Consider the following 19,526-nt stretch of genomic DNA (forward strand, 5'->3'; position numbering starts at 1 on the left):
TCGATTATCGGATTGTTCGGCCCATTTCCCCGGCTTAATCTTCAAGCACTTCGGCGCCACCTCAGCGCCTTTTTCGATCAACACCGGGAGCCCAACCCCATGGCTGAAATCCTCACCCTGCGTGATGCGGTCAAGCGCTTCGTGAACGACGGCGATACTGTCGCCCTCGAAGGCTTCACCCACCTGATCCCTACGGCCGCAGGCCATGAAATCATTCGTCAGGGCAAGAAAGACCTGACACTGGTGCGCATGACGCCTGACCTGATCTACGACCAGTTGATCGGTGCCGGCTGTGCGCGCAAGTTGATTTTCTCCTGGGGCGGCAACCCGGGCGTGGGTTCCCTGCATCGGCTGCGCGACGCGGTAGAGAAACAATGGCCGCAAGCGCTGGAGATCGAAGAGCACAGCCACGCCGACCTGGCCAATGCCTACGTTGCCGGTGCCTCCGGCCTGCCGTTCGCCGTGTTGCGTGCCTACGCCGGTTCCGACTTGCCCAAGGTCAACCCGCTGATCAAGACCGTCACCTGCCCCTTCACGGGTGAAGTGCTGGCGGCGGTGCCATCGGTGCGTCCGGACATCACCGTGATTCACGCGCAGAAAGCCGATCGCAAAGGCAACGTGCTGCTCTGGGGCATTCTGGGGGTGCAAAAGGAAGCGGCCCTGGCGGCCAAGCGCTGCATCGTCACCGTCGAGGAAATCGTCGACGACCTGAATGCGCCGATGAACAGCTGTGTGCTGCCGACCTGGGCGCTGACGGCGGTATGTCACGTACCCGGTGGTGCCCATCCTTCCTACGCGCACGGATACAACGAGCGGGATAACCGCTTCTACCAGGCGTGGGACCCGATTGCCCGCGACCGCGGGACCTTTACCGCCTGGATCGACGAATATATTCACGGCACTGCCGACTTCAGTGAATTCCAGGCCAAGCTGGCCGCCGCGCAGGAGGCTAAGTAATGGCTTATTCCACCAATGAAATGATGACCGTCGCCGCCGCACGCCGCCTCAAGAACGGCTCGGTGTGCTTCGTCGGCATCGGCCTGCCATCGAAGGCGGCCAACCTGGCGCGCCTGACGTCCTCACCGGATGTGGTGCTGATCTACGAGTCGGGCCCGATTGGGGCCAAGCCCAGCGTGTTGCCGTTGTCCATCGGTGACGGCGAGTTGGCCGAGACGGCCGACACCGTGGTGCCCACCGGTGAGATCTTTCGCTACTGGCTGCAGGGCGGGCGCATTGATGTGGGTTTTCTCGGCGCGGCTCAGGTGGACCGTTTCGGCAATATCAACACCACCGTGGTCGGTGATTATCACCAGCCTAAAGTACGTTTACCGGGCGCCGGTGGCGCGCCGGAGATCGCAGGTTCGGCCAAGAGCGTGCTGATCATCCTGAAACAGTCGTCGCGTTCGTTTGTGGACAAACTGGACTTCATCACTTCCGTCGGTCACGGAGAAGGTGGCGACTCACGCAAGCGTCTGGGCCTGCCCGGCGCCGGCCCGGTGGGCATCATTACCGACCTGTGCATCATGGAACCGGAGGAGGGCAGCCATGAATTCGTGGTTACTGCGCTGCACCCCGGCGTGACCCGTGAGCAAGTGATCGCCGCCACCGGCTGGGCAATTCGCTTTGCCGACCAGGTGAGCACCACCGCTGAACCCACCGAGACCGAACTGACCGCCCTGCGTGACCTCGAAGCACGCACCGCCGCCGCCCATGGCCAAGCACCGGGAGAAGCCTGATGCGCGAGGTTTTTATCTGTGATGCCATTCGCACGCCTATCGGCCGTTTTGGCGGTGGCCTGTCCACGGTGCGTGCCGACGACCTGGCGGCACTGCCGATCAAGGCGTTGATCGAGCGCAACCCGTCGGTGGACTGGAGCGCCGTAGACGAAGTCTTCCTCGGCTGCGCCAACCAGGCCGGTGAAGACAACCGCAACGTGGCACGCATGGCGTTGCTGCTGGCGGGGCTGCCGGAAAGTATCCCGGGTGTGACCCTCAACCGCCTGTGTGCCTCGGGCATGGATGCCATCGGCACCGCGTTTCGTGCGATTGCCAGCGGTGAAATGGAGTTGGCGATTGCCGGTGGCGTCGAGTCGATGTCCCGCGCTCCGTTTGTGATGGGCAAGGCCGACGCGGCGTTCTCGCGCAACATGAAGTTGGAAGACACCACCATTGGCTGGCGCTTTATCAACCCGCTGATGAAGGCCCAGTACGGCGTGGATGCCATGCCGCAGACCGCCGATAACGTGGCCGATGACTACCAGGTTTCCCGTGCCGACCAGGACGCTTTCGCCCTGCGTAGCCAGCAACGCACCGCCGCGGCCCAGGCCGCCGGTTTCTTCGCCGAGGAAATCGTTCCGGTGCGGGTCGCCCATAAAAAAGGCGAAACCCTGGTGGAACACGATGAACATCCACGGGACACCACGTTGGAAGCCCTGGCCAAGCTCAAGCCGGTCAACGGCGCGGACAAGACCGTCACCGCTGGCAATGCCTCGGGCGTCAACGATGGCGCCGCCGCGCTGATCCTTGCCAGCGCCGAGGCCGTCAAGCAACACGGCCTCACCGCCCGCGCCCGAGTACTGGGCATGGCCAGCGCCGGTGTCGCCCCGCGGGTGATGGGCATCGGCCCGGTGCCAGCGGTGCGCAAACTGGTGGAGCGCCTGGGGTTGGCGGTCACCGACTTTGATGTGATCGAACTCAACGAAGCCTTCGCCAGCCAAGGCCTGGCGGTGCTGCGCGAGCTGGGTATTGCTGACGATGCGCCGCAGGTCAACCCGAACGGCGGCGCCATTGCCCTCGGCCACCCCTTGGGGATGAGTGGTGCGCGGTTGGTACTGACGGCCCTGCACCAATTGGAAAAAACCGGCGGCCGCAAAGGCCTGGCGACCATGTGTGTGGGCGTCGGCCAAGGCTTGGCCCTGGCGATTGAACGCGTCTGATCAATAAAAGAGGATTGCTCCATGAGTGACAAGCCCGGTTACCGGCGCCCGCAAGCGGGCACTCAACCTGATTACCTGCACCCGGCCTACCAGTCGACGAACCTGCGTTCGCCGTCCCAGCCTTTGGTGTTTCTGCCCCATTCCTTGTCGGAAATCACCGGCCCGACCATCGGCGCCGAACGTATCAATGAGAAGGACAACGACCTGACAGCCCAGCATGAGGGCGAGCCGCAAGGCGAGCGCATCATCATTCATGGCCGTGTGCTGGACGAAAACGGATTGCCAGTGCCGGGCATTCTCGTGGAGATCTGGCAGGCCAATGCCGCCGGCCGCTACAACCACAAGCGCGACCTGCACGATGCACCCCTGGACCCGAACTTCACCGGCACCGGGCGCACCGTCACCGACGCCGACGGCTGGTACCAGTTCCAGACCATCAAGCCCGGCGCCTACCCGTGGGGCAACCACCACAACGCCTGGCGCCCGGCGCATATCCACTTTTCGCTGTTTGGCCCCAGCGTGCTGACGCGCTTGGTGACGCAAATGTATTTCCCGGGTGACCCGTTGCTGGAATACGACCCGATCTACAACTGCGTGCCGGATACCAGTGCCAAGCAACGTTTGATCGCTAGCTTCGACCTGGAAAAAACCATTCCTTCCTATGCCCTCGGCTACCGCTGGGACATCGTCCTGCGCGGCCGCGACGCCACGCCGATGGAGAAATGAGATGACACTCAACGCGACCACGTCCCACACCGTCGGGCCGTATTACCACATTGGCCTGACCTGGCTGAACCGTGAAGACCTGACCGTCACCGCCACCCTCGGCGAACGCGTGGCAATCAGCGGGCAAGTGGTGGACGGCAACGGTGATGTCGTCAACGACGCCATGCTGGAAGTCTGGCAGGCCAATGCCGCCGGCAAATATGCTCACCCCGAAGACGAGCAGGACAAAGCGCTCGACCCGAACTTCGAAGGCTTCGGCCGCGTGCCGGTGGATGCCGAAGGGCGTTTTCGCTTTACCACCATCAAGCCGGGCAGTGTGCCGGGGCTCAAGGGCACCACCCAGGCGCCGCATTTGGTGGTGCTGGTGTTTGCCCGTGGGTTGGTGAAGCACTTGCTGACGCGGATTTATTTTGACGGTGAGGCCTTGAACGGCGATGACCCGTTGCTGGCGTGTGTGCCGACAGAACGCCGTAGCACTTTGATTGCCCAGGCGGATGCGGCAGGGGTTTATCAGTGGAATGTGATTTTGCAGGGGACAGATAAGGAAACGGTGTTCTTCGACTATTGACCGGTCCCTGTAGGAGCGAGCTTGCTCGCGAAAGTCGCCAACGATAACGCGGTCAGCTTGGATGAACGCGGCGCTCTCAGGTTTTTCGCGAGCAAGCTCGCTCCTACAAGGATGAGGCTCAGGCTCCACCTATCCAAAAGTCTGCTTGCGGAACAGGGTTGTTGCAAAGTATGTCTAGGCTATAACCGTTCCCACTGAGTAAAAAAACATGACAACAAAAACCAGCCACTACACCGGAGAAGAACGCAGCAAAAGGATCTTTGCGATTGTCGGTGCGTCCTCCGGCAACCTGGTCGAATGGTTCGACTTCTACGTCTATGCCTTCTGTGCGATTTATTTTGCTCCGGCGTTTTTCCCCTCAGACGACCCCACGGTGCAGTTGCTAAACACCGCCGGTGTGTTTGCCGCCGGGTTCCTGATGCGACCGATCGGTGGCTGGTTGTTTGGCCGGGTGGCCGACAAGCACGGGCGCAAGAACTCGATGATGATCTCGGTGCTGATGATGTGCGGCGGCTCCCTGGTCATCGCCTTCCTGCCCACTTACAACGACATCGGTGCCTGGGCGCCGGCGCTGCTGTTGGTGGCACGGCTGTTCCAAGGCTTGTCGGTGGGCGGCGAATACGGCACCACGGCCACCTACATGAGTGAAGTCGCGCTCAAGGGCCAGCGTGGCTTCTTTGCTTCGTTCCAGTACGTGACCCTGATCGGCGGCCAGTTGCTGGCGGTGCTGGTGGTGGTGATCCTGCAACAGATTCTCACCGAAGAAGAATTACGCGCCTGGGGCTGGCGCATCCCCTTTGTGATCGGCGCCATTGCCGCCGTGATCTCCCTGCTGCTGCGTCGCACCCTGAAAGAAACCACCAGCAAGGAAATGCGCGAAGACAAGGACGCCGGCAGTATCGTCGCGCTGTTTCGCGACCACGGCAAAGCGTTCATTACGGTGCTGGGCTACACCGCCGGCGGCTCGCTGATTTTCTATACCTTCACCACCTACATGCAGAAGTACCTGGTGAACACCGTCGGCATGCACGCCAAGACCTCGAGCTACATCATGACCGGCGCGCTGTTTCTGTACATGTGCATGCAGCCGTTGTTCGGCATGTTGGCCGACAAGATTGGCCGGCGTAATTCGATGCTCTGGTTTGCTGGCCTTGGCACGCTGTTCACCGTGCCGATCCTGCTGACCTTGAAAACCGTGACCAGCCCGTTTTTGGCGTTTGTGCTGATCACCCTGGCCTTGGCGATTGTCAGCTTCTACACCTCCATCAGCGGCCTGGTCAAAGCGGAGATGTTCCCGCCCCAGGTGCGTGCGTTGGGCGTGGGCCTGGCGTATGCGGTGGCTAACGCGGTGTTTGGCGGTTCGGCGGAAGTGGTTGCGCTGAGCCTCAAATCCATCGGCATGGAAAACACCTTTTATTGGTACGTCACCGCGATGATGGCGGTGGCCTTCCTGTTCAGCTTGCGCCTGCCGAAACAGGCGGCGTACCTGCATCACGATCTGTAAGGGATGAGTTATGACGTTGCGCACGAGCAATCAACTGTTCGACGCTTATTTCACTGCTGACAGCATGGCCGAGGTGTTCTGTGACCAGGGGCGCTTGCAGGGCATGCTGGATTTCGAAGCGGCACTGGCCCGGGCGCAGGCCCGGGTCGGGTTGATTCCCCAGGCCGCCGTCGCACCGATTGCCCAGGCGTGCCTGGCGTCGCTGTATGACGTGGATACCCTTGGCAGCGCAATTGCCACGGCGGGCAACTCAGCGATTCCATTGGTGAAGGCGTTGGGCAAGTTGATCGCCTGTGAGGACGCCGATGCCGAGCGTTATGTACACCTGGGCGCAACCAGTCAGGATGTGATGGACACCGGCCTGGTGCTGCAACTGCGCCGTGGGGTGGAATTGATCGAGGCCGACCTGGCTTGCCTGGGGGAGGTGTTGGCCGCCCAGGCTCAGCGTTACGCCACCGTGCCGTTGGCCGGGCGCACCTGGTTGCAGCACGCGACGCCGGTCACCCTGGGGATGAAAATCGCCGGTTGGCTGGGCGCGGTGACGCGCAGTCGCCAGCGCCTGGCCGAATTGAAGCCTCGCTTGTTGGTGCTGCAATTTGGCGGCGCATCGGGCACTTTGGCGGCCCTCGGCGAACACGCCATGCCTGTGGCCGAGGCCTTGGCGGCCGAGTTGGAACTGGGCTTGCCGGAGCAACCCTGGCACACCCAGCGTGACCGCCTGGTGGAGTTTGCCAGCCTGCTTGGCCTGATCGCCGGCAGCCTCGGCAAATTGGGTCGCGATATCAGCCTGCTGATGCAGACCGAAGCGGCGGAGGTGTTCGAGCCTTCGGCGCCGGGCAAGGGCGGTTCGTCCACCATGCCGCACAAGCGTAACCCGGTGGGCGCCGCAGTGCTGATCAGCGCGGCCACCCGCGTACCGGGCCTGGTGGCGACGATGTTCAGCGCTATGCCTCAAGAGCACGAACGCAGCCTGGGCTTGTGGCACGCCGAATGGGAAACCTTGCCGCAGATTTGCCGCTTGGTGTCCGGTGCCTTGCACCAGGCGATTCTGGTCAGTGAAGGGCTGGAGGTGAATGCCGAACGCATGGCACAGAACCTCGACCTGACCCAGGGCCTGGTGCTGGCCGAAGCGGTGAGTATCGTGCTCGCCCAACGCTTGGGCCGCGACACTGCGCACCATCTGCTGGAGCAGTGCTGCAAACGTGCGGTCGCCGAGCAGCGCCATTTGCGCGCGGTACTGGCGGATGAGCCGCACGTCACCGCCGAGCTGTCGGCGGCTGAACTGGACCGCCTGCTCGACCCGGCCCACTACCTGGGCCAGGCGTCTACCTGGGTCACGCGTGCGGTGACCGAACATTTCGCTTTGACTGCCTGAGGAGACCGCTGTGGCTTTTGTACAACTCGCCGAGGGCGAACTGCATTACCAACTCGATGGGCCCGCCGACGCACCGGTATTGGTGCTGTCCAATTCCCTGGGTACCGACCTGCATATGTGGGATATCCAGATCCCGGCCTTCACCGAGCATTTTCGTGTGCTGCGATTCGACACCCGTGGCCACGGTCAATCCCTGGTGACCGAGGGGCCTTACAGCATCGAGCAACTGGGTGCAGACGTGATCGCACTGCTGGATGCGCTGGATATCCAGAAGGCGCATTTTTGCGGGCTGTCCATGGGCGGCTTGATCGGCCAATGGCTGGGCATTCATGCCGGCGAGCGCCTGCAACGCCTGGTGGTGTGTAATACCGCGGCCAAGATCGGCACGCCCGAGGTGTGGAACCCGCGTATCGAAATGGTCCTGCGTGATGGCGCCGCCGCGATGGTGGCGCTGCGCGATGCGTCCATTGCGCGCTGGTTCACCGCAGATTTCGCCGCTGCCAACCCGCACCAGGCCAAGCAGATCACCGATATGCTCGCGGCCACGTCGCCCGAGGGTTATGCCGCCAACTGCGGCGCCGTGCGCGATGCGGATTTTCGTGAACAATTGTCCTCGATCAAGGTGCCGACTTTGGTGATTGCCGGTACCGAAGACGCGGTGACGCCGCCAGCCGGCGGCCACTTTATCCAGAGCCATGTGCAGGGCGCCGAGTATGCCGAGTTCTATGCGGCGCACCTGTCCAACGTTCAGGCCGGTGCTGCGTTCAGCGACCGGGTGATTGAATTTTTGCTGGCCCGCTGAGGAGCGATTTGTGGACGAGAAGCAACGTTACGCCGAGGGCCTGCAGGTGCGCCGCGAAGTACTGGGCGATGCCCATGTCGACCGTAGCCTCAATGCCCTCACCGAGTTCAACAGCGAGTTCCAGGAAATGATCACCCGCCACGCCTGGGGTGACATCGGGACCCGCCCCGGCCTGCCTCGGCATACCCGCAGCCTGATCACCATCGCGATGCTGATCGGCATGAACCGCAGTGAAGAACTGAAACTGCACCTGCGTGCTGCCGCCAGCAACGGCGTGACCCGCGCCGAGATCAAGGAAGTGCTGATGCAAAGTGCGATCTATTGCGGGATCCCGGCAGCGAATGCGACGTTTCACCTGGCGGAGTCAGTGTGGGATGAGTTGGGTGTGGAGTCCCGCCAACAAGACTGAATGTGAAAGGCGATCACCTGTGGGAGCTGGCTTGCCTGCGATGAGGCCCTCCCAGCCAATACACCTCTAACTCTCCTGCGCTCTGTAGGCTCCCGGCGTCAACCCCGTCCACTTCTTGAACGCCCGATGAAACGCCGACGGTTCGGAAAACCCCAACTGCTCGGCGATCTCCTGCAAAGACAAATCCGCCCGCCCCAAGTGGTAAATGGCGATATCCCGGCGTAGCTCATCCTTCAATGCCTGAAAACTCGTGCCTTCTTCGCGCAGGTGGCGGCGCAGGGTCTGTGGGCTGATGTGCAGGTGCTGGGCAACGGCTTCCAGGTCTGGCCAGGGCGTGCGGTCGCGGCTCAGCAAGCGGCGCAACTGGCTGCTCAGGCTGTCGCCTTCATCCGGCCGGGACAACAAGTCGGCAGGGGAGCGCTGCAAGAAGTGCTTGAGGGTGCGTTCGTCCTGCAACAGCGGCAGGCTCAAGTAGCGGCTGGGAAACACCAGGCTGCTGGTCGGCGCACCGAACACCTGGGGGCAGGGGAACAGCAGGTCGTATTCACCGGCATGGGCCGGCATCGGGTAGCTGAAGGTGGCCTGCTGCAGCCGGATACGCTGGCCGATCAACCAACTGCCCAGGCGATGCCAGATCACCAGCAGGCATTCACTGAGGAAGTGGTCCGGGTCCCATAGTTGCGAGTCGTCCAGGCTCAGGCGCGCCATGTCGCCTTCTTTGGTCAGCTGCCAGCGTGGGCCTTGGGGGAACAGGCTATAAAACAATAAGCCGCGCTCCAGCGCCTTCTCCAGCGTGCGGCAATGGATCAGCGCGTGGCACATCATGGCGAAGGTGCCACGTTTGCTCGGCCCTTCGGCAAACCCCAGGTATTCGTCATCCAGCCCCAGCCAGAGCATTTGCAATAACCGGGTAAATTGCTCTGGAGCGATGCGGGCGCGGGGCTCGGTCAGCAGTTCCGGGGTAATGCCCGCGCGCTGCAACACCCCCGAGTAGTCAAAACCGACCCGGCGCGCACCGCCGAGGGCCGCTCGAGCGTAATGGCTGGCGATGGTACGTTCACGCATGCAAGGGCCTCGTCCATGGAGTGGCGGATGGGAGCCATCACCCGGCGGGGCGACAAGGCGGATATCCGCCAAAATGTAGGACGAGACAGGATGAGTGGGCGGAAATCCGCCACCTTGTTGCACGCCTCAGAGTCGCCCGTAAACCCCAAGCCCTGATGTCTAAAGGCCTTCAGCGCGTTTAAGCGAAGTGGCACGCTGTTTGCGATAAGGATTACAGCGCAGGCTTATTCCTACAGGCTTCGCAAACAACAAATCCCTCCAGTGCAGGAGGGTTCGCAATTCAAGTGCCGTGGGCAATGGCGGATATTTGCCACACGGGACGATTGAGGAACTTTGCAATGACGACTCGTCAGCCAATCTACAAATCCCTGTATTTCCAGGTGATCGTCGCAATCGTTATCGGTATCTTGCTCGGCCACTTCTACCCGCAGACCGGCGTGGCCCTCAAGCCACTGGGTGACGGCTTTATCAAGCTGATCAAAATGGTCATCGCCCCGATCATCTTCTGCACCGTGGTCAGCGGTATCGCTGGCATGCAAAGCATGAAATCGGTAGGCAAGACCGGCGGCTACGCGCTGCTGTACTTCGAAATCGTTTCCACCATCGCCCTGCTGATTGGCTTGGTCGTGGTTAACGTGGTGCAGCCGGGTGCCGGCATGCATATCGATGTTGCAACCCTGGATGCTTCCAAAGTGGCGGCCTACGTCACCGCCGGTAAAGACCAGAGCATCGTCGGCTTTATCCTCAACGTCATCCCTAACACCATCGTCGGCGCCTTCGCCAACGGCGACATCCTGCAAGTACTGATGTTCTCGGTGATCTTCGGTTTCGCCCTGCACCGCCTGGGTGCCTACGGCAAGCCGGTGCTGGACTTCATCGATCGCTTCGCCCACGTGATGTTCAACATCATCAACATGATCATGAAGCTCGCGCCAATCGGTGCTCTGGGCGCCATGGCGTTCACCATCGGCGCCTACGGTGTAGGTTCCCTGGTGCAGTTGGGCCAGTTGATGATCTGCTTCTACATCACCTGCATCCTGTTCGTGGTGCTGGTGCTGGGCGCTATCTGCCGCGCTCACGGTTTCAGTGTGTTGAAGCTGATCCGCTACATCCGTGAAGAACTGCTGATCGTACTGGGCACCTCGTCTTCGGAATCCGCACTGCCACGTATGCTGATCAAGATGGAACGCCTGGGCGCGAAGAAGTCCGTGGTCGGCCTGGTGATTCCAACCGGTTACTCCTTCAACCTCGACGGTACGTCGATCTACCTGACCATGGCGGCCGTGTTCATCGCCCAGGCGACCGACACCCACATGGACATCACTCACCAGATCACCCTGCTGCTGGTGTTGCTGCTGTCGTCCAAAGGCGCGGCTGGCGTGACCGGTTCGGGCTTCATCGTACTGGCCGCCACCTTGTCGGCCGTTGGCCACCTGCCGGTTGCCGGCCTGGCGCTGATCCTGGGTATCGACCGCTTCATGTCCGAAGCCCGTGCCCTGACCAACCTGGTGGGTAACGCAGTTGCCACCATCGTTGTGGCCAAGTGGGTCAAGGAGCTGGACACCGACAAGCTGCAAAGCGAGCTGGCGTCTGGCGGTACCGGTATCTCCGAAACCCGCGAGCTCGATGACCTGGGCGTGGCTGAAGGCCCGGCGCCTGTCGTCAAGTAAGTGGCTGCTGGCGTGAACTGACGCCAACGCTATCCGTAAACGCCCCGACTGGTTCGGGGCGTTTGCGTTTCTGGCGGGATACAACGGATATTTTTGGTTTACAGTGAACGCGACAGTACTTACCGGAGGCCTGATGGACAGTGTGGATCTGAACGTCCTGCGCAGCGTGCTGCAATGGCGCCGCGCCGGGCAGCGCGTGATGTTGTACAGCGTGGTGCAAACCTGGGGCAGTGCGCCGCGCCCGCCGGGCGCAATGTTGGCCCTGCGCGGTGATGGCGTGGTGATTGGCTCGGTGTCGGGCGGTTGCATCGAGGATGACTTGATCGCGCGCCTGCAAGACGGCCGCTTGCCTGCTGACGGCCCGCCCGTGCAGTTGGTGACCTACGGCGTCACACGCGATGAGGCGGCACGTTTTGGCCTGCCCTGCGGCGGCACCCTGCGGCTCACCGAGGAGCGCGTGGAAGAGTGGGGGTGGGTCGAAGCGCTGCTGGCGCGTTGTGAAGATCATCAGATTGTCGCTCGCGAGCTGAACCTGGCCACCGGCGAAGTGACCTTGAACGCCGCCAGCAAGACCGACGTGGTGAGTTTCGACGGCGAACACTTGCGCGCCATCTACGGTCCGCGCTGGCGCCTGCTGTTGATCGGTGCCGGGCAGCTGTCGCGTTACGTAGCGGAAATGGCGCGCCTGCTGGATTTCGAAGTGCTGATCTGCGACCCCCGCGAAGAGTTCGTCTACGGTTGGGAAGATCAGCATGGCCGCTTTGTGCCGGGCATGCCCGACGAGGCGGTGTTGAATATTCACACCGATGAGCGCACGGCTATTGTCTGCCTGACCCACGATCCACGTCTGGATGACATGGCGTTGCTGACGGCGCTGAACTCCACGGCGTTCTATATCGGCGCCCTGGGTTCGCGGGTCAATACCCAAAAGCGTCGGGAGAACCTGGCGGCGCTGGGCTTGTCGGCGGATGCGATTGCGCGCTTGCACGGGCCGATTGGTTTGCATATCGGCAGCCATACACCGGCGGAGATTGCCCTGTCGTTGATGGCGGAAATTGTCGCGATCAAGAACGGCGTGGCACCGATGCAGAAAAAGCCCCTGGCGGTAGCGGCGCAGTGACCGTTACAGCGATTGTGCTGGCAGCGGGGCAGGGCAGTCGCTTTCGCGCCGAAGCCGGGGCGGATCAAGACAAGTTACTGGCTGCTTGCGTGGGGCTGGATGGCGTTATTCGGCCGGTCATCGAGCAGGTGCTGGTTAACCTGCCCGCGACGCTTGTTGAACGCTGGGTGGTGACCTCACCGGAGCGCCTTGAGGTGATTCGTTTAGCTGACGCGCACGGTTGCAAGGTCCTGCTGTTGGAATCGGCCGGTATGGGCGACAGCATTGCCGCTGCCGTTGCGGCCAGCGCCTCGGCGGATGGCTGGCTAGTGGTGCTGGGTGATATGCCGTTTATTCGATCCGCGACGATCGAGCGTGTGCTGGCCGATCCGGAAAACATTACAGTACCTGTGCATGCCGGGCAGTATGGGCATCCGGTGGCTTTTGGTCGTGTATTCGGGCCTGCATTGATGGCGTTGACCGGGGACCGTGGCGCGAAGCCTTTGTTTGCACAAGCACAGGTGCGGGGCGTACAGGTGGATGATCCTGGGGTGTTATGGGATGTGGACGTGCCGCAACGGTTGAGTTTCAGCGTCGAGCGCTAATACCTGTAGGAGCGAGCTTGCTCGCGAGAAACGTCAATGATAAAGCGTGCTTCCTGAATGAACGCCGGGCCTGTGAGTTTTTCGCGAGCAAGCTCGCTCCTACAGGCATTAGGGCAAGCCCCTCCCGCACTTGAACAGCCGTGTGTTCGAATCTTTTGCAAAAAAAAGCCCCGCCTGATTGCTCAGGCGGGGCTTTCTAGTGGCGGATGGAATCAGACGAGGGGTTTAGGCTCTTCTTCCACGGCCTTGTGCTCTACCGCCTGGGCAGCCGCTGCGGCAGCTGCTTCGGCTTCCTTGCGGCGACGACGCACTTCACGTGGGTCATTCGGCGCACGGCCGTTTTCGGTGAGGGCGCTTGCAGGTGCAGCTTCAACCACAGGGGCGGCCACTTCGGCAACCACCGGGGCTTCAACTTCAACCACGGGCGCAGGCTCCACAACCGGCGTCGGCTCAACCACTGGGGCTGGCTCGGCGACGACTTCGGCAACCGGTGCCGGTGCTTCTTCTGCCACAGGGGCAGGTGCTGGCGCTTCAACCGGTGCGGCAGGTTCGGCAGTCCACTGGAAGGCGGTCTGTTCTTCGCGAACTTCACGCACAGCCGGGGCAGCTTCTTCGACCACCGGAGCTTCTACAGCCGCTTCGACTACTGGCTGAGGCTCAGCCAATGGAGCTGGTTCAACGGCAACCACGTCGGTTTCCGGCTGTGCATCGCGAACCGGTGCAACTTCCACTTCCGCAACCACTGGGGCTTCGACAGGGGTCGTGGCTTCAACGATTGGCGCTTCAACAGCCGGCGCTTCAACCGCTGGGGTCTCGGCCACTGGCGCTTCTACTGCAACGGTGTCTTCGACAGCGGCGGTAGCGCGTTCGGCTTGCTCGTGAGCCTGAGCTTCAGCAGGTGCGCTGATGACTGAGCTGGCAACGGCAGCGGTAACGGCCAAACCGGCAGCCAGTTCGGCGCCTGTTGGTTCGTTGTGGGCAGCTTCTGCGTTTTCGCCGGTTTCTTCCGAACCTTCGATTACGTTGCCGTTGGCATCACGCTGACGCTCACGACGGTTGCTGCGACGACGCTGACCACGGGAGCGGCGGCGTGGACGATCGCCTTCGGCGTTGTCCTGGCCGTCTTCCTGCAGTTGCTCTTCGCCGGTCAGTACTTCTTCTTCGCTGGCGGCAGCGGCTTGCTCGGCGCGTGGTTGACGCTCTTCACGTGGCGGGCGCGGTTGGCGCTCTTCGCGTGGTGCGCGCTCTTCACGCGGCTGGCGGGCCGGGCGTTCTTCGGTGGTAACGGCTGCGGCAGCGGCAGCGGCAGCGGCAGGTGCCGCGTCCAGAGGTTCGCGCAGTTCACGCACGCGTTCTTCACGCTCGCCACGCGGCTTACGATCTTCACGTGGAGCGCGTGGGGTACGTGGTGCGCGTTCTTCACGCGGTGCACGTTCTTCACGAGCTACGGTCGGGGTGTCTTCACGGGCTTCGCGAGGCGCACGCTCTTCACGTGGTGCCCGTTCTTCACGCGGAGCACGTTCTTCGCGAGGCTTGCGCTCTTCGTCACGGCGGCCGTTGCGGTTACGGCTCTGCTGGCGACCGTTGCGACGTTCTTCGTTGCGCGCCGGGCGCTCGGCGGCAGGTTTTTCAACCACAACCGGGGCAGCAGGCTCTTCCTTGGTGGCGAACAGGCTGACCAGCGACTTCACCAGGCCCTTGAACAGGCTTGGCTCAGGCAGGGCGGCTGGCGCGGCAACCGGGGCGGCGGCTTCGGTCGGTACCGGTGCGTTGGCGCGGGCCGGCGCAGTCTTGACGGCCGCTTCCTGGCGAACCAGGGTGCGGGTCGCAGCGGCTGGCTGGACTTCTTCGACTTCGGCAGCAGCTGCGGCGATTTCATAGCTGGACTGGCCGCTGTGGGCTTCCGGGCTGTCATCACGCAGGCGCTGAACTTCGAAGTGCGGCGTTTCGAGGTGATCGTTCGGCAGGATGACGATACGGGCACGGGTGCGCAGTTCGATCTTGGTGATCGAGTTGCGTTTTTCGTTGAGCAGGAAGGCGGCAACCGGAATCGGCACTTGTGCGCGTACTTCGGCGGTGCGGTCTTTCAGGGCTTCTTCTTCGATCAGGCGCAGGATCGCCAGGGACAGCGATTCAACGTCACGGATGATGCCGGTGCCGTTGCAACGCGGGCAGACGATGCCGCTGCTCTCGCCCAGGGATGGACGCAGGCGCTGACGGGACATTTCCAGCAGGCCGAAGCGCGAGATGCGGCCGACTTGCACGCGAGCGCGGTCAGCTTCCAGGCATTCGCGGACTTTCTCTTCCACGGCGCGCTGGTTCTTGGCAGGGGTCATGTCGATGAAGTCGATCACGATCAGGCCGCCGATGTCACGCAGGCGTAGCTGGCGGGCGATTTCTTCAGCCGCTTCCAGGTTGGTCTGCAGGGCAGTTTCTTCGATGTCGCTGCCTTTGGTCGCACGTGCCGAGTTGATGTCGATGGACACCAGGGCTTCGGTCGGGTCGATCACGATGGAGCCGCCGGAAGGCAGTTCGACTACGCGCTGGAAGGCGGTCTCGATCTGGCTTTCGATCTGGAAACGGTTGAACAGTGGCACGCTGTCTTCGTACAGCTTGATCTTGCTGGCGTACTGCGGCATCACCTGGCGGATGAAGGTCAGGGCTTCGTCCTGGGCCTCAACGCTGTCGATCAGCACTTCGCCGATGTCCTGGCGCAGGTAGTCGCGGATGGCGCGGATAATCACGTTGCTTTCCTGGTAGATCAGGAACGGCGCGGAACGATCCAGGGACGCTTCTTTGATAGCGGTCCACAGTTGCAGCAGGTAGTCGAGGTCCCACTGCATTTCTTCGCTGCTGCGGCCAAGGCCGGCAGTGCGCACGATCAGGCCCATGTCGGCCGGTGCAATCAGGCCGTTCAGCGCTTCACGCAGTTCGTTGCGTTCTTCGCCTTCGATGCGACGGGAAATACCGCCGGCACGTGGGTTGTTCGGCATCAGTACGAGGTAACGACCGGCGAGGCTGATGAAGGTGGTCAGGGCCGCGCCCTTGTTGCCACGTTCTTCTTTTTCGACCTGGACGATGACTTCCTGGCCTTCGCTCAGGACGTCCTTGATGTTCACGCGACCTTCAGGGGCTTTCTTGAAGTATTCGCGGGAGATTTCTTTAAGGGGCAGGAAGCCGTGGCGCTCGGAGCCGAAATCGACAAAGGCAGCCTCAAGGCTTGGTTCGATGCGAGTGATACGGCCTTTATAGATGTTGGCCTTTTTCTGCTCGCGTGCACCAGATTCGATGTCCAGGTCGTAGAGGCGTTGGCCATCTACCAGTGCAACACGCAACTCTTCGGGTTGAGTTGCGTTAATCAGCATTCTTTTCATGTTGTACCGTCGGTTTCCGGGCTGCCGGAAACGGCGTTCGGCACACACGACTTCTCACGGTCGGTGTCAGGTGCGTCAAGAGTGGTTGGCCACTCCAGTGTCCAGCAAAATCGGCCAATTGGGCCGGTATCGCGACGGACGCGTCCTGCTCGTTAGCGGTGGTGACAAAGGCACCACTTCAACAAAAGCTAAGGTCAGGAGGAGGAATCAACCGGCGACTGTGGACGAGATGAAGCGTCTAAAACAAGCCTAGTGCTACACAGTCCGACGGTTGTGCATCTCCACCCTACACGTATCCCTGATAATTCGGGTGCTGCCGCGCGCAGAATCCGCAGCGGGTTGGCATTTACCGTGTTCTCCAATGGGGAGTCCACGCTCATGGCTAAACAAGACTAGGTGTGGGCGGTTGCGCTCTCACTCAGCTCTTAACAGGCGTTGTTTCCGAAGCATTCGCCATGGTCTGGCTCAAAACTGACTGCACTTTGTGAACTGGCCGTAAATATCGGCGCAAAAGGCGAGTATTCACTCTGCTTTCTGCACTCGCTTCAGGCCTCATGTCACCTGCGCTTGTTACAATCTTGAGCCTTCCTGGGTGGCGAAAGCCCCGTAGGACGGCCTCGCGTCCTGATGAATTGCGATGGTCAGGGCCGGCAGTTTGCCGCATGTCCTCTGTCCAGGCCGCTTTTGGCGGCGTTCGCGACTATAGCAGTAATGATTAAGTGCTTCAATTCCATAAAAAATTGTTATCATCGCCGCCATGACGACTACCACCCCCCCGACCCCCAGCGTCCAGCTGCTTGAGGTCTCGCCGGAATATGCCGGCCAACGCATCGACAATTTTCTCCTGGCCAGGCTCAAAGGCGTGCCCAAGACCTTGATTTACCGCATTTTGCGTAAAGGCGAAGTGCGCGTGAACAAAGGGCGCATCAAGCCTGAGTACAAGCTGCAGGCGGGCGATATCGTCCGTGTGCCGCCTGTGCGCGTGCCTGAGCGCGACGAACCGGTACCGCTGGCCCAGGGGTTGTTGCAGCGCCTGGAGGCGTCGATCGTGTTCGAAGACAACAAGCTGATCGTGATCAACAAGCCTTGTGGCATTGCGGTTCATGGTGGCAGTGGCTTGAACTTCGGCGTGATCGAAGCCTTTCGTCAGTTGCGCCCGGATTGCAAGGAGTTGGAACTGGTGCACCGCCTGGATCGTGACACCTCCGGCCTGTTAATGATCGCCAAGAAGCGCAGCATGTTGCGCCACTTGCACACAGCCCTGCGTGGTGATGGCGTGGACAAGCGCTACATGGCGCTGGTGCGCGGCAACTGGGCCAGCTCGATCAAGAGCGTGCGTGCGCCGTTGCAAAAGAGCAACCTGCGCTCCGGCGAGCGCATGGTCGAAGTGGACGAGGAGGGCAAAGAGGCCCTGACTCTGTTCAAGGTGCTGCGGCGCTTCGGGGACTTCGCCACGATGGTGGAGGCCAAGCCGGTCACCGGCCGTACCCACCAGATTCGTGTACACACCCTGCATGCGGGCCACTGCATCGCGGGTGACACCAAGTACGGCGACGAGGATTTCTCCAAGGAAATTCGCGACCTGGGCGGCAAGCGCCTGTTCCTGCACGCCTACATGCTCACCGTGCCGCTACCCGATGGCGGCGAGCTGAAATTGCAGGCGCCGGTCGATGAAATGTGGGCCAAGACCGTGGAGCGTTTGAGTGTCGCACCTTGACTACAAGCTGCTGATCTTCGATTGGGACGGGACGCTGGCCAATTCCATTGGTCGCATCGTCGAGTCCATGCACATGGCGTCGACCCGCTCGGGCTTTGAGTTGTGCACGGACCTGGCGGTCAAGGGCATTATCGGCCTGGGTTTGCCTGAAGCCATTCGCACCCTGTACCCCGACATCAGCGACGCTGAGCTGGTGGCGTTTCGGGAGCACTACGCCGACCACTACATTGCGCTGGAAGCTACCCCTTCGCCGCTGTTTGAAGGCGTGGTGCAATCGCTGGAAGCGTTTCGTGCCGAGGGTTATCACCTGGCGGTCGCTACCGGCAAGGCTCGTCGCGGCCTGGACCGTGTGCTCAAGGCTCACGGCTGGGAAGATTACTTTGATATCACCCGCGCTGCGGATGAAACCGCCAGCAAGCCTCATCCCTTGATGCTGGAGCAGATCCTTGCGCACTGTGGCGTTACGCCACGCGAGGCATTGATGGTAGGCGATGCGTCTTTCGACCTGATGATGGCGCGCAATGCGGGCATGGACAGCGTCGCCGTCAGCTACGGCGCCCAGTCTGCCGAGGCGTTGCAGCAATACGAGCCGAGGCTGACGATTGATCATTTTTCCGAACTGCAGGCCTGGCTCAGCCGGGCCCTATAAGTCTTTGCTGGGGTTAATGGCATGAGTGACGAGTGGAAGGCGCCTGAAAAGGCTGAGAGCAGTGATGATAAAAGCTGGAAGCTGCTGGAGAAGACCCTCCTGGCCAGCGTCCAGGAGCAGCGGCGTTCGCGGCGCTGGGGGATTTTCTTCAAGCTGCTGACCTTTGTATACCTGCTTGGGGTGCTGGCGCTGTTCAGTCCGCTGATGGACATGGAAAAGAGCGCTACCCGTGGTAGTCATTACACCGCCTTGATCGAGGTGCGCGGCGTGATTGCCGACAAGGAGCCCGCCAGTGCCGACAATATCGTCACCAGCCTGCGCGCGGCGTTTGAGGACCCCAAGGTCAAAGCCGTGGTCCTGCGCATCAACAGCCCAGGCGGTAGCCCGGTGCAGTCGGGTTATGTGTATGACGAAATTCGTCGTCTGCGCGCCTTGCATCCGGATACCAAGCTCTATGCCGTGATCTCCGACCTGGGTGCCTCGGGCGCCTATTACATTGCCAGCGCCGCAGACCAGATCTATGCCGACAAGGCCAGCCTGGTGGGCTCTATTGGTGTCACAGCGGCCGGTTACGGTTTTGTGGGTGCCATGGAGAAGCTGGGGGTGGAGCGTCGCACCTACACCTCGGGTGAGCATAAGTCGTTCCTCGATCCTTTCCAGCCGCAGAAGGCGGATGAAACCGCGTTCTGGCAGGGCGTGCTCGACACTACCCATCGTCAGTTCATTGCCAGCGTCAAGCAGGGCCGTGGTGACCGGTTGAAGGATAAGGAGCATCCGGAGCTGTTCTCCGGGTTGGTGTGGTCGGGCGAGCAGGCGTTGCCGCTGGGCTTGATTGACGGCTTGGGCAGTGCCAGCTCGGTGGCGCGGGATGTGATTGGCGAGAAGGAGTTGGTGGATTTTACGGTCGAGGAGTCGCCGTTTGATCGCTTCTCCAAGAAGCTCGGTGCCAGTGTTGCGGAGAAATTGGCGCTGTACATGGGCTTCCAGGGGCCGTCCCTGCGCTGAAATCTGAAGGCTGACATAGCTCA

General features: G+C 61.6%; 17 protein-coding genes. 15 read left to right on the forward strand and 2 right to left on the reverse strand.

What is annotated here, in order from left to right:
• Positions 1–99 precede the first annotated feature (99 nt).
• The 9 genes from CER19_RS23460 to pcaC all read left to right on the forward strand — a co-directional run bounded on the left by CER19_RS23460 (position 100) and on the right by pcaC (position 8,319).
• Complete coding sequence (locus CER19_RS23460; protein WP_014717292.1) at positions 100–957, forward strand: CoA transferase subunit A; 858 nt, start codon at positions 100–102, stop codon at positions 955–957.
• Complete coding sequence (locus tag CER19_RS23465; protein WP_034125965.1) at positions 957–1,736, forward strand: CoA-transferase subunit beta; 780 nt, start codon at positions 957–959, stop codon at positions 1,734–1,736. The genes CER19_RS23460 and CER19_RS23465 overlap by 1 nt, the downstream gene beginning before the upstream one ends.
• Entirely contained in the window at positions 1,733–2,935 is a 1,203-nt protein-coding gene (gene pcaF, locus CER19_RS23470) for a 3-oxoadipyl-CoA thiolase (RefSeq protein ID WP_178088122.1), read from the forward strand. The genes CER19_RS23465 and pcaF overlap by 4 nt, the downstream gene beginning before the upstream one ends.
• Before the next feature lie 21 nt (positions 2,936–2,956).
• Positions 2,957–3,661: a protocatechuate 3,4-dioxygenase subunit beta gene (gene pcaH / locus CER19_RS23475; RefSeq protein WP_019817832.1), complete on the forward strand. Its 705-nt coding sequence runs from the start codon at positions 2,957–2,959 to the stop codon at positions 3,659–3,661.
• A 1-nt stretch (position 3,662) separates the two neighbouring features.
• Positions 3,663–4,229, forward strand: a complete 567-nt coding sequence (gene pcaG / locus CER19_RS23480) for a protocatechuate 3,4-dioxygenase subunit alpha (protein WP_116668160.1) — start codon at positions 3,663–3,665, stop codon at positions 4,227–4,229.
• A gap of 208 nt (positions 4,230–4,437) precedes the next feature.
• On the forward strand, positions 4,438–5,733 hold the full coding sequence (locus tag CER19_RS23485; RefSeq protein WP_032893116.1) for an MFS family transporter: 1,296 nt from the start codon (positions 4,438–4,440) through the stop codon (positions 5,731–5,733).
• 10 nt (positions 5,734–5,743) lie between these two features.
• On the forward strand, positions 5,744–7,108 hold the full coding sequence (locus CER19_RS23490) for a 3-carboxy-cis,cis-muconate cycloisomerase (RefSeq protein WP_116668161.1): 1,365 nt from the start codon (positions 5,744–5,746) through the stop codon (positions 7,106–7,108).
• 10 nt (positions 7,109–7,118) lie between these two features.
• Entirely contained in the window at positions 7,119–7,910 is a 792-nt protein-coding gene (gene pcaD / locus CER19_RS23495; protein WP_116668162.1) for a 3-oxoadipate enol-lactonase, read from the forward strand.
• A gap of 10 nt (positions 7,911–7,920) precedes the next feature.
• Positions 7,921–8,319 (forward strand): 4-carboxymuconolactone decarboxylase, encoded by a 399-nt coding sequence (gene pcaC, locus CER19_RS23500; protein WP_116668163.1) that lies wholly within the window; start codon positions 7,921–7,923, stop codon positions 8,317–8,319.
• A 66-nt stretch (positions 8,320–8,385) separates the two neighbouring features.
• Here the strand turns inward: pcaC and CER19_RS23505 are convergent, their stop codons facing one another.
• Positions 8,386–9,384 (reverse strand): AraC family transcriptional regulator, encoded by a 999-nt coding sequence (locus CER19_RS23505; RefSeq protein ID WP_116668164.1) that lies wholly within the window; start codon positions 9,382–9,384, stop codon positions 8,386–8,388.
• Between the two features lie 338 nt (positions 9,385–9,722).
• On the opposite strand from CER19_RS23505, the gene CER19_RS23510 reads away from it, so the two are divergent.
• The 3 genes from CER19_RS23510 (at position 9,723) to CER19_RS23520 (ending at position 12,758) form a co-directional block, all read left to right on the forward strand.
• A complete protein-coding gene (locus CER19_RS23510; RefSeq protein ID WP_003189258.1) occupies positions 9,723–11,054 on the forward strand; it encodes a dicarboxylate/amino acid:cation symporter in 1,332 nt (443 codons plus the stop codon).
• Between the two features lie 133 nt (positions 11,055–11,187).
• Positions 11,188–12,174 (forward strand): XdhC family protein, encoded by a 987-nt coding sequence (locus CER19_RS23515; RefSeq protein ID WP_116668165.1) that lies wholly within the window; start codon positions 11,188–11,190, stop codon positions 12,172–12,174.
• Complete coding sequence (locus CER19_RS23520; protein ID WP_116668166.1) at positions 12,171–12,758, forward strand: NTP transferase domain-containing protein; 588 nt, start codon at positions 12,171–12,173, stop codon at positions 12,756–12,758. The genes CER19_RS23515 and CER19_RS23520 overlap by 4 nt, the downstream gene beginning before the upstream one ends.
• Positions 12,759–12,970: 212 nt before the next feature.
• Here the strand turns inward: CER19_RS23520 and rne are convergent, their stop codons facing one another.
• Entirely contained in the window at positions 12,971–16,123 is a 3,153-nt protein-coding gene (rne, locus tag CER19_RS23525) for a ribonuclease E (protein ID WP_178088121.1), read from the reverse strand.
• A gap of 766 nt (positions 16,124–16,889) precedes the next feature.
• Between rne and rluC the strand changes: the two genes are divergently transcribed.
• Genes rluC through CER19_RS23545 form a run of 3 tightly spaced genes read left to right on the forward strand, consistent with a single transcriptional unit; the run spans position 16,890 to position 19,503 of the window.
• Positions 16,890–17,849 (forward strand): 23S rRNA pseudouridine(955/2504/2580) synthase RluC, encoded by a 960-nt coding sequence (rluC, locus tag CER19_RS23535; protein ID WP_014719568.1) that lies wholly within the window; start codon positions 16,890–16,892, stop codon positions 17,847–17,849.
• Positions 17,836–18,498, forward strand: a complete 663-nt coding sequence (locus CER19_RS23540) for an HAD-IA family hydrolase (RefSeq protein WP_116668168.1) — start codon at positions 17,836–17,838, stop codon at positions 18,496–18,498. Before rluC ends, CER19_RS23540 begins: the two co-directional genes overlap by 14 nt.
• 21 nt (positions 18,499–18,519) lie before the next feature.
• Positions 18,520–19,503 carry a S49 family peptidase gene (locus CER19_RS23545; RefSeq protein ID WP_116668169.1) on the forward strand — a complete coding sequence of 328 codons (984 nt, stop codon included), beginning with the start codon at positions 18,520–18,522 and terminating at the stop codon, positions 19,501–19,503.
• Positions 19,504–19,526 lie beyond the last annotated feature (23 nt).

This window comes from Pseudomonas sp. GL93 (genome assembly GCF_003408955.1).
Lineage (GTDB): Bacteria > Pseudomonadota > Gammaproteobacteria > Pseudomonadales > Pseudomonadaceae > Aquipseudomonas > Aquipseudomonas paracarnis.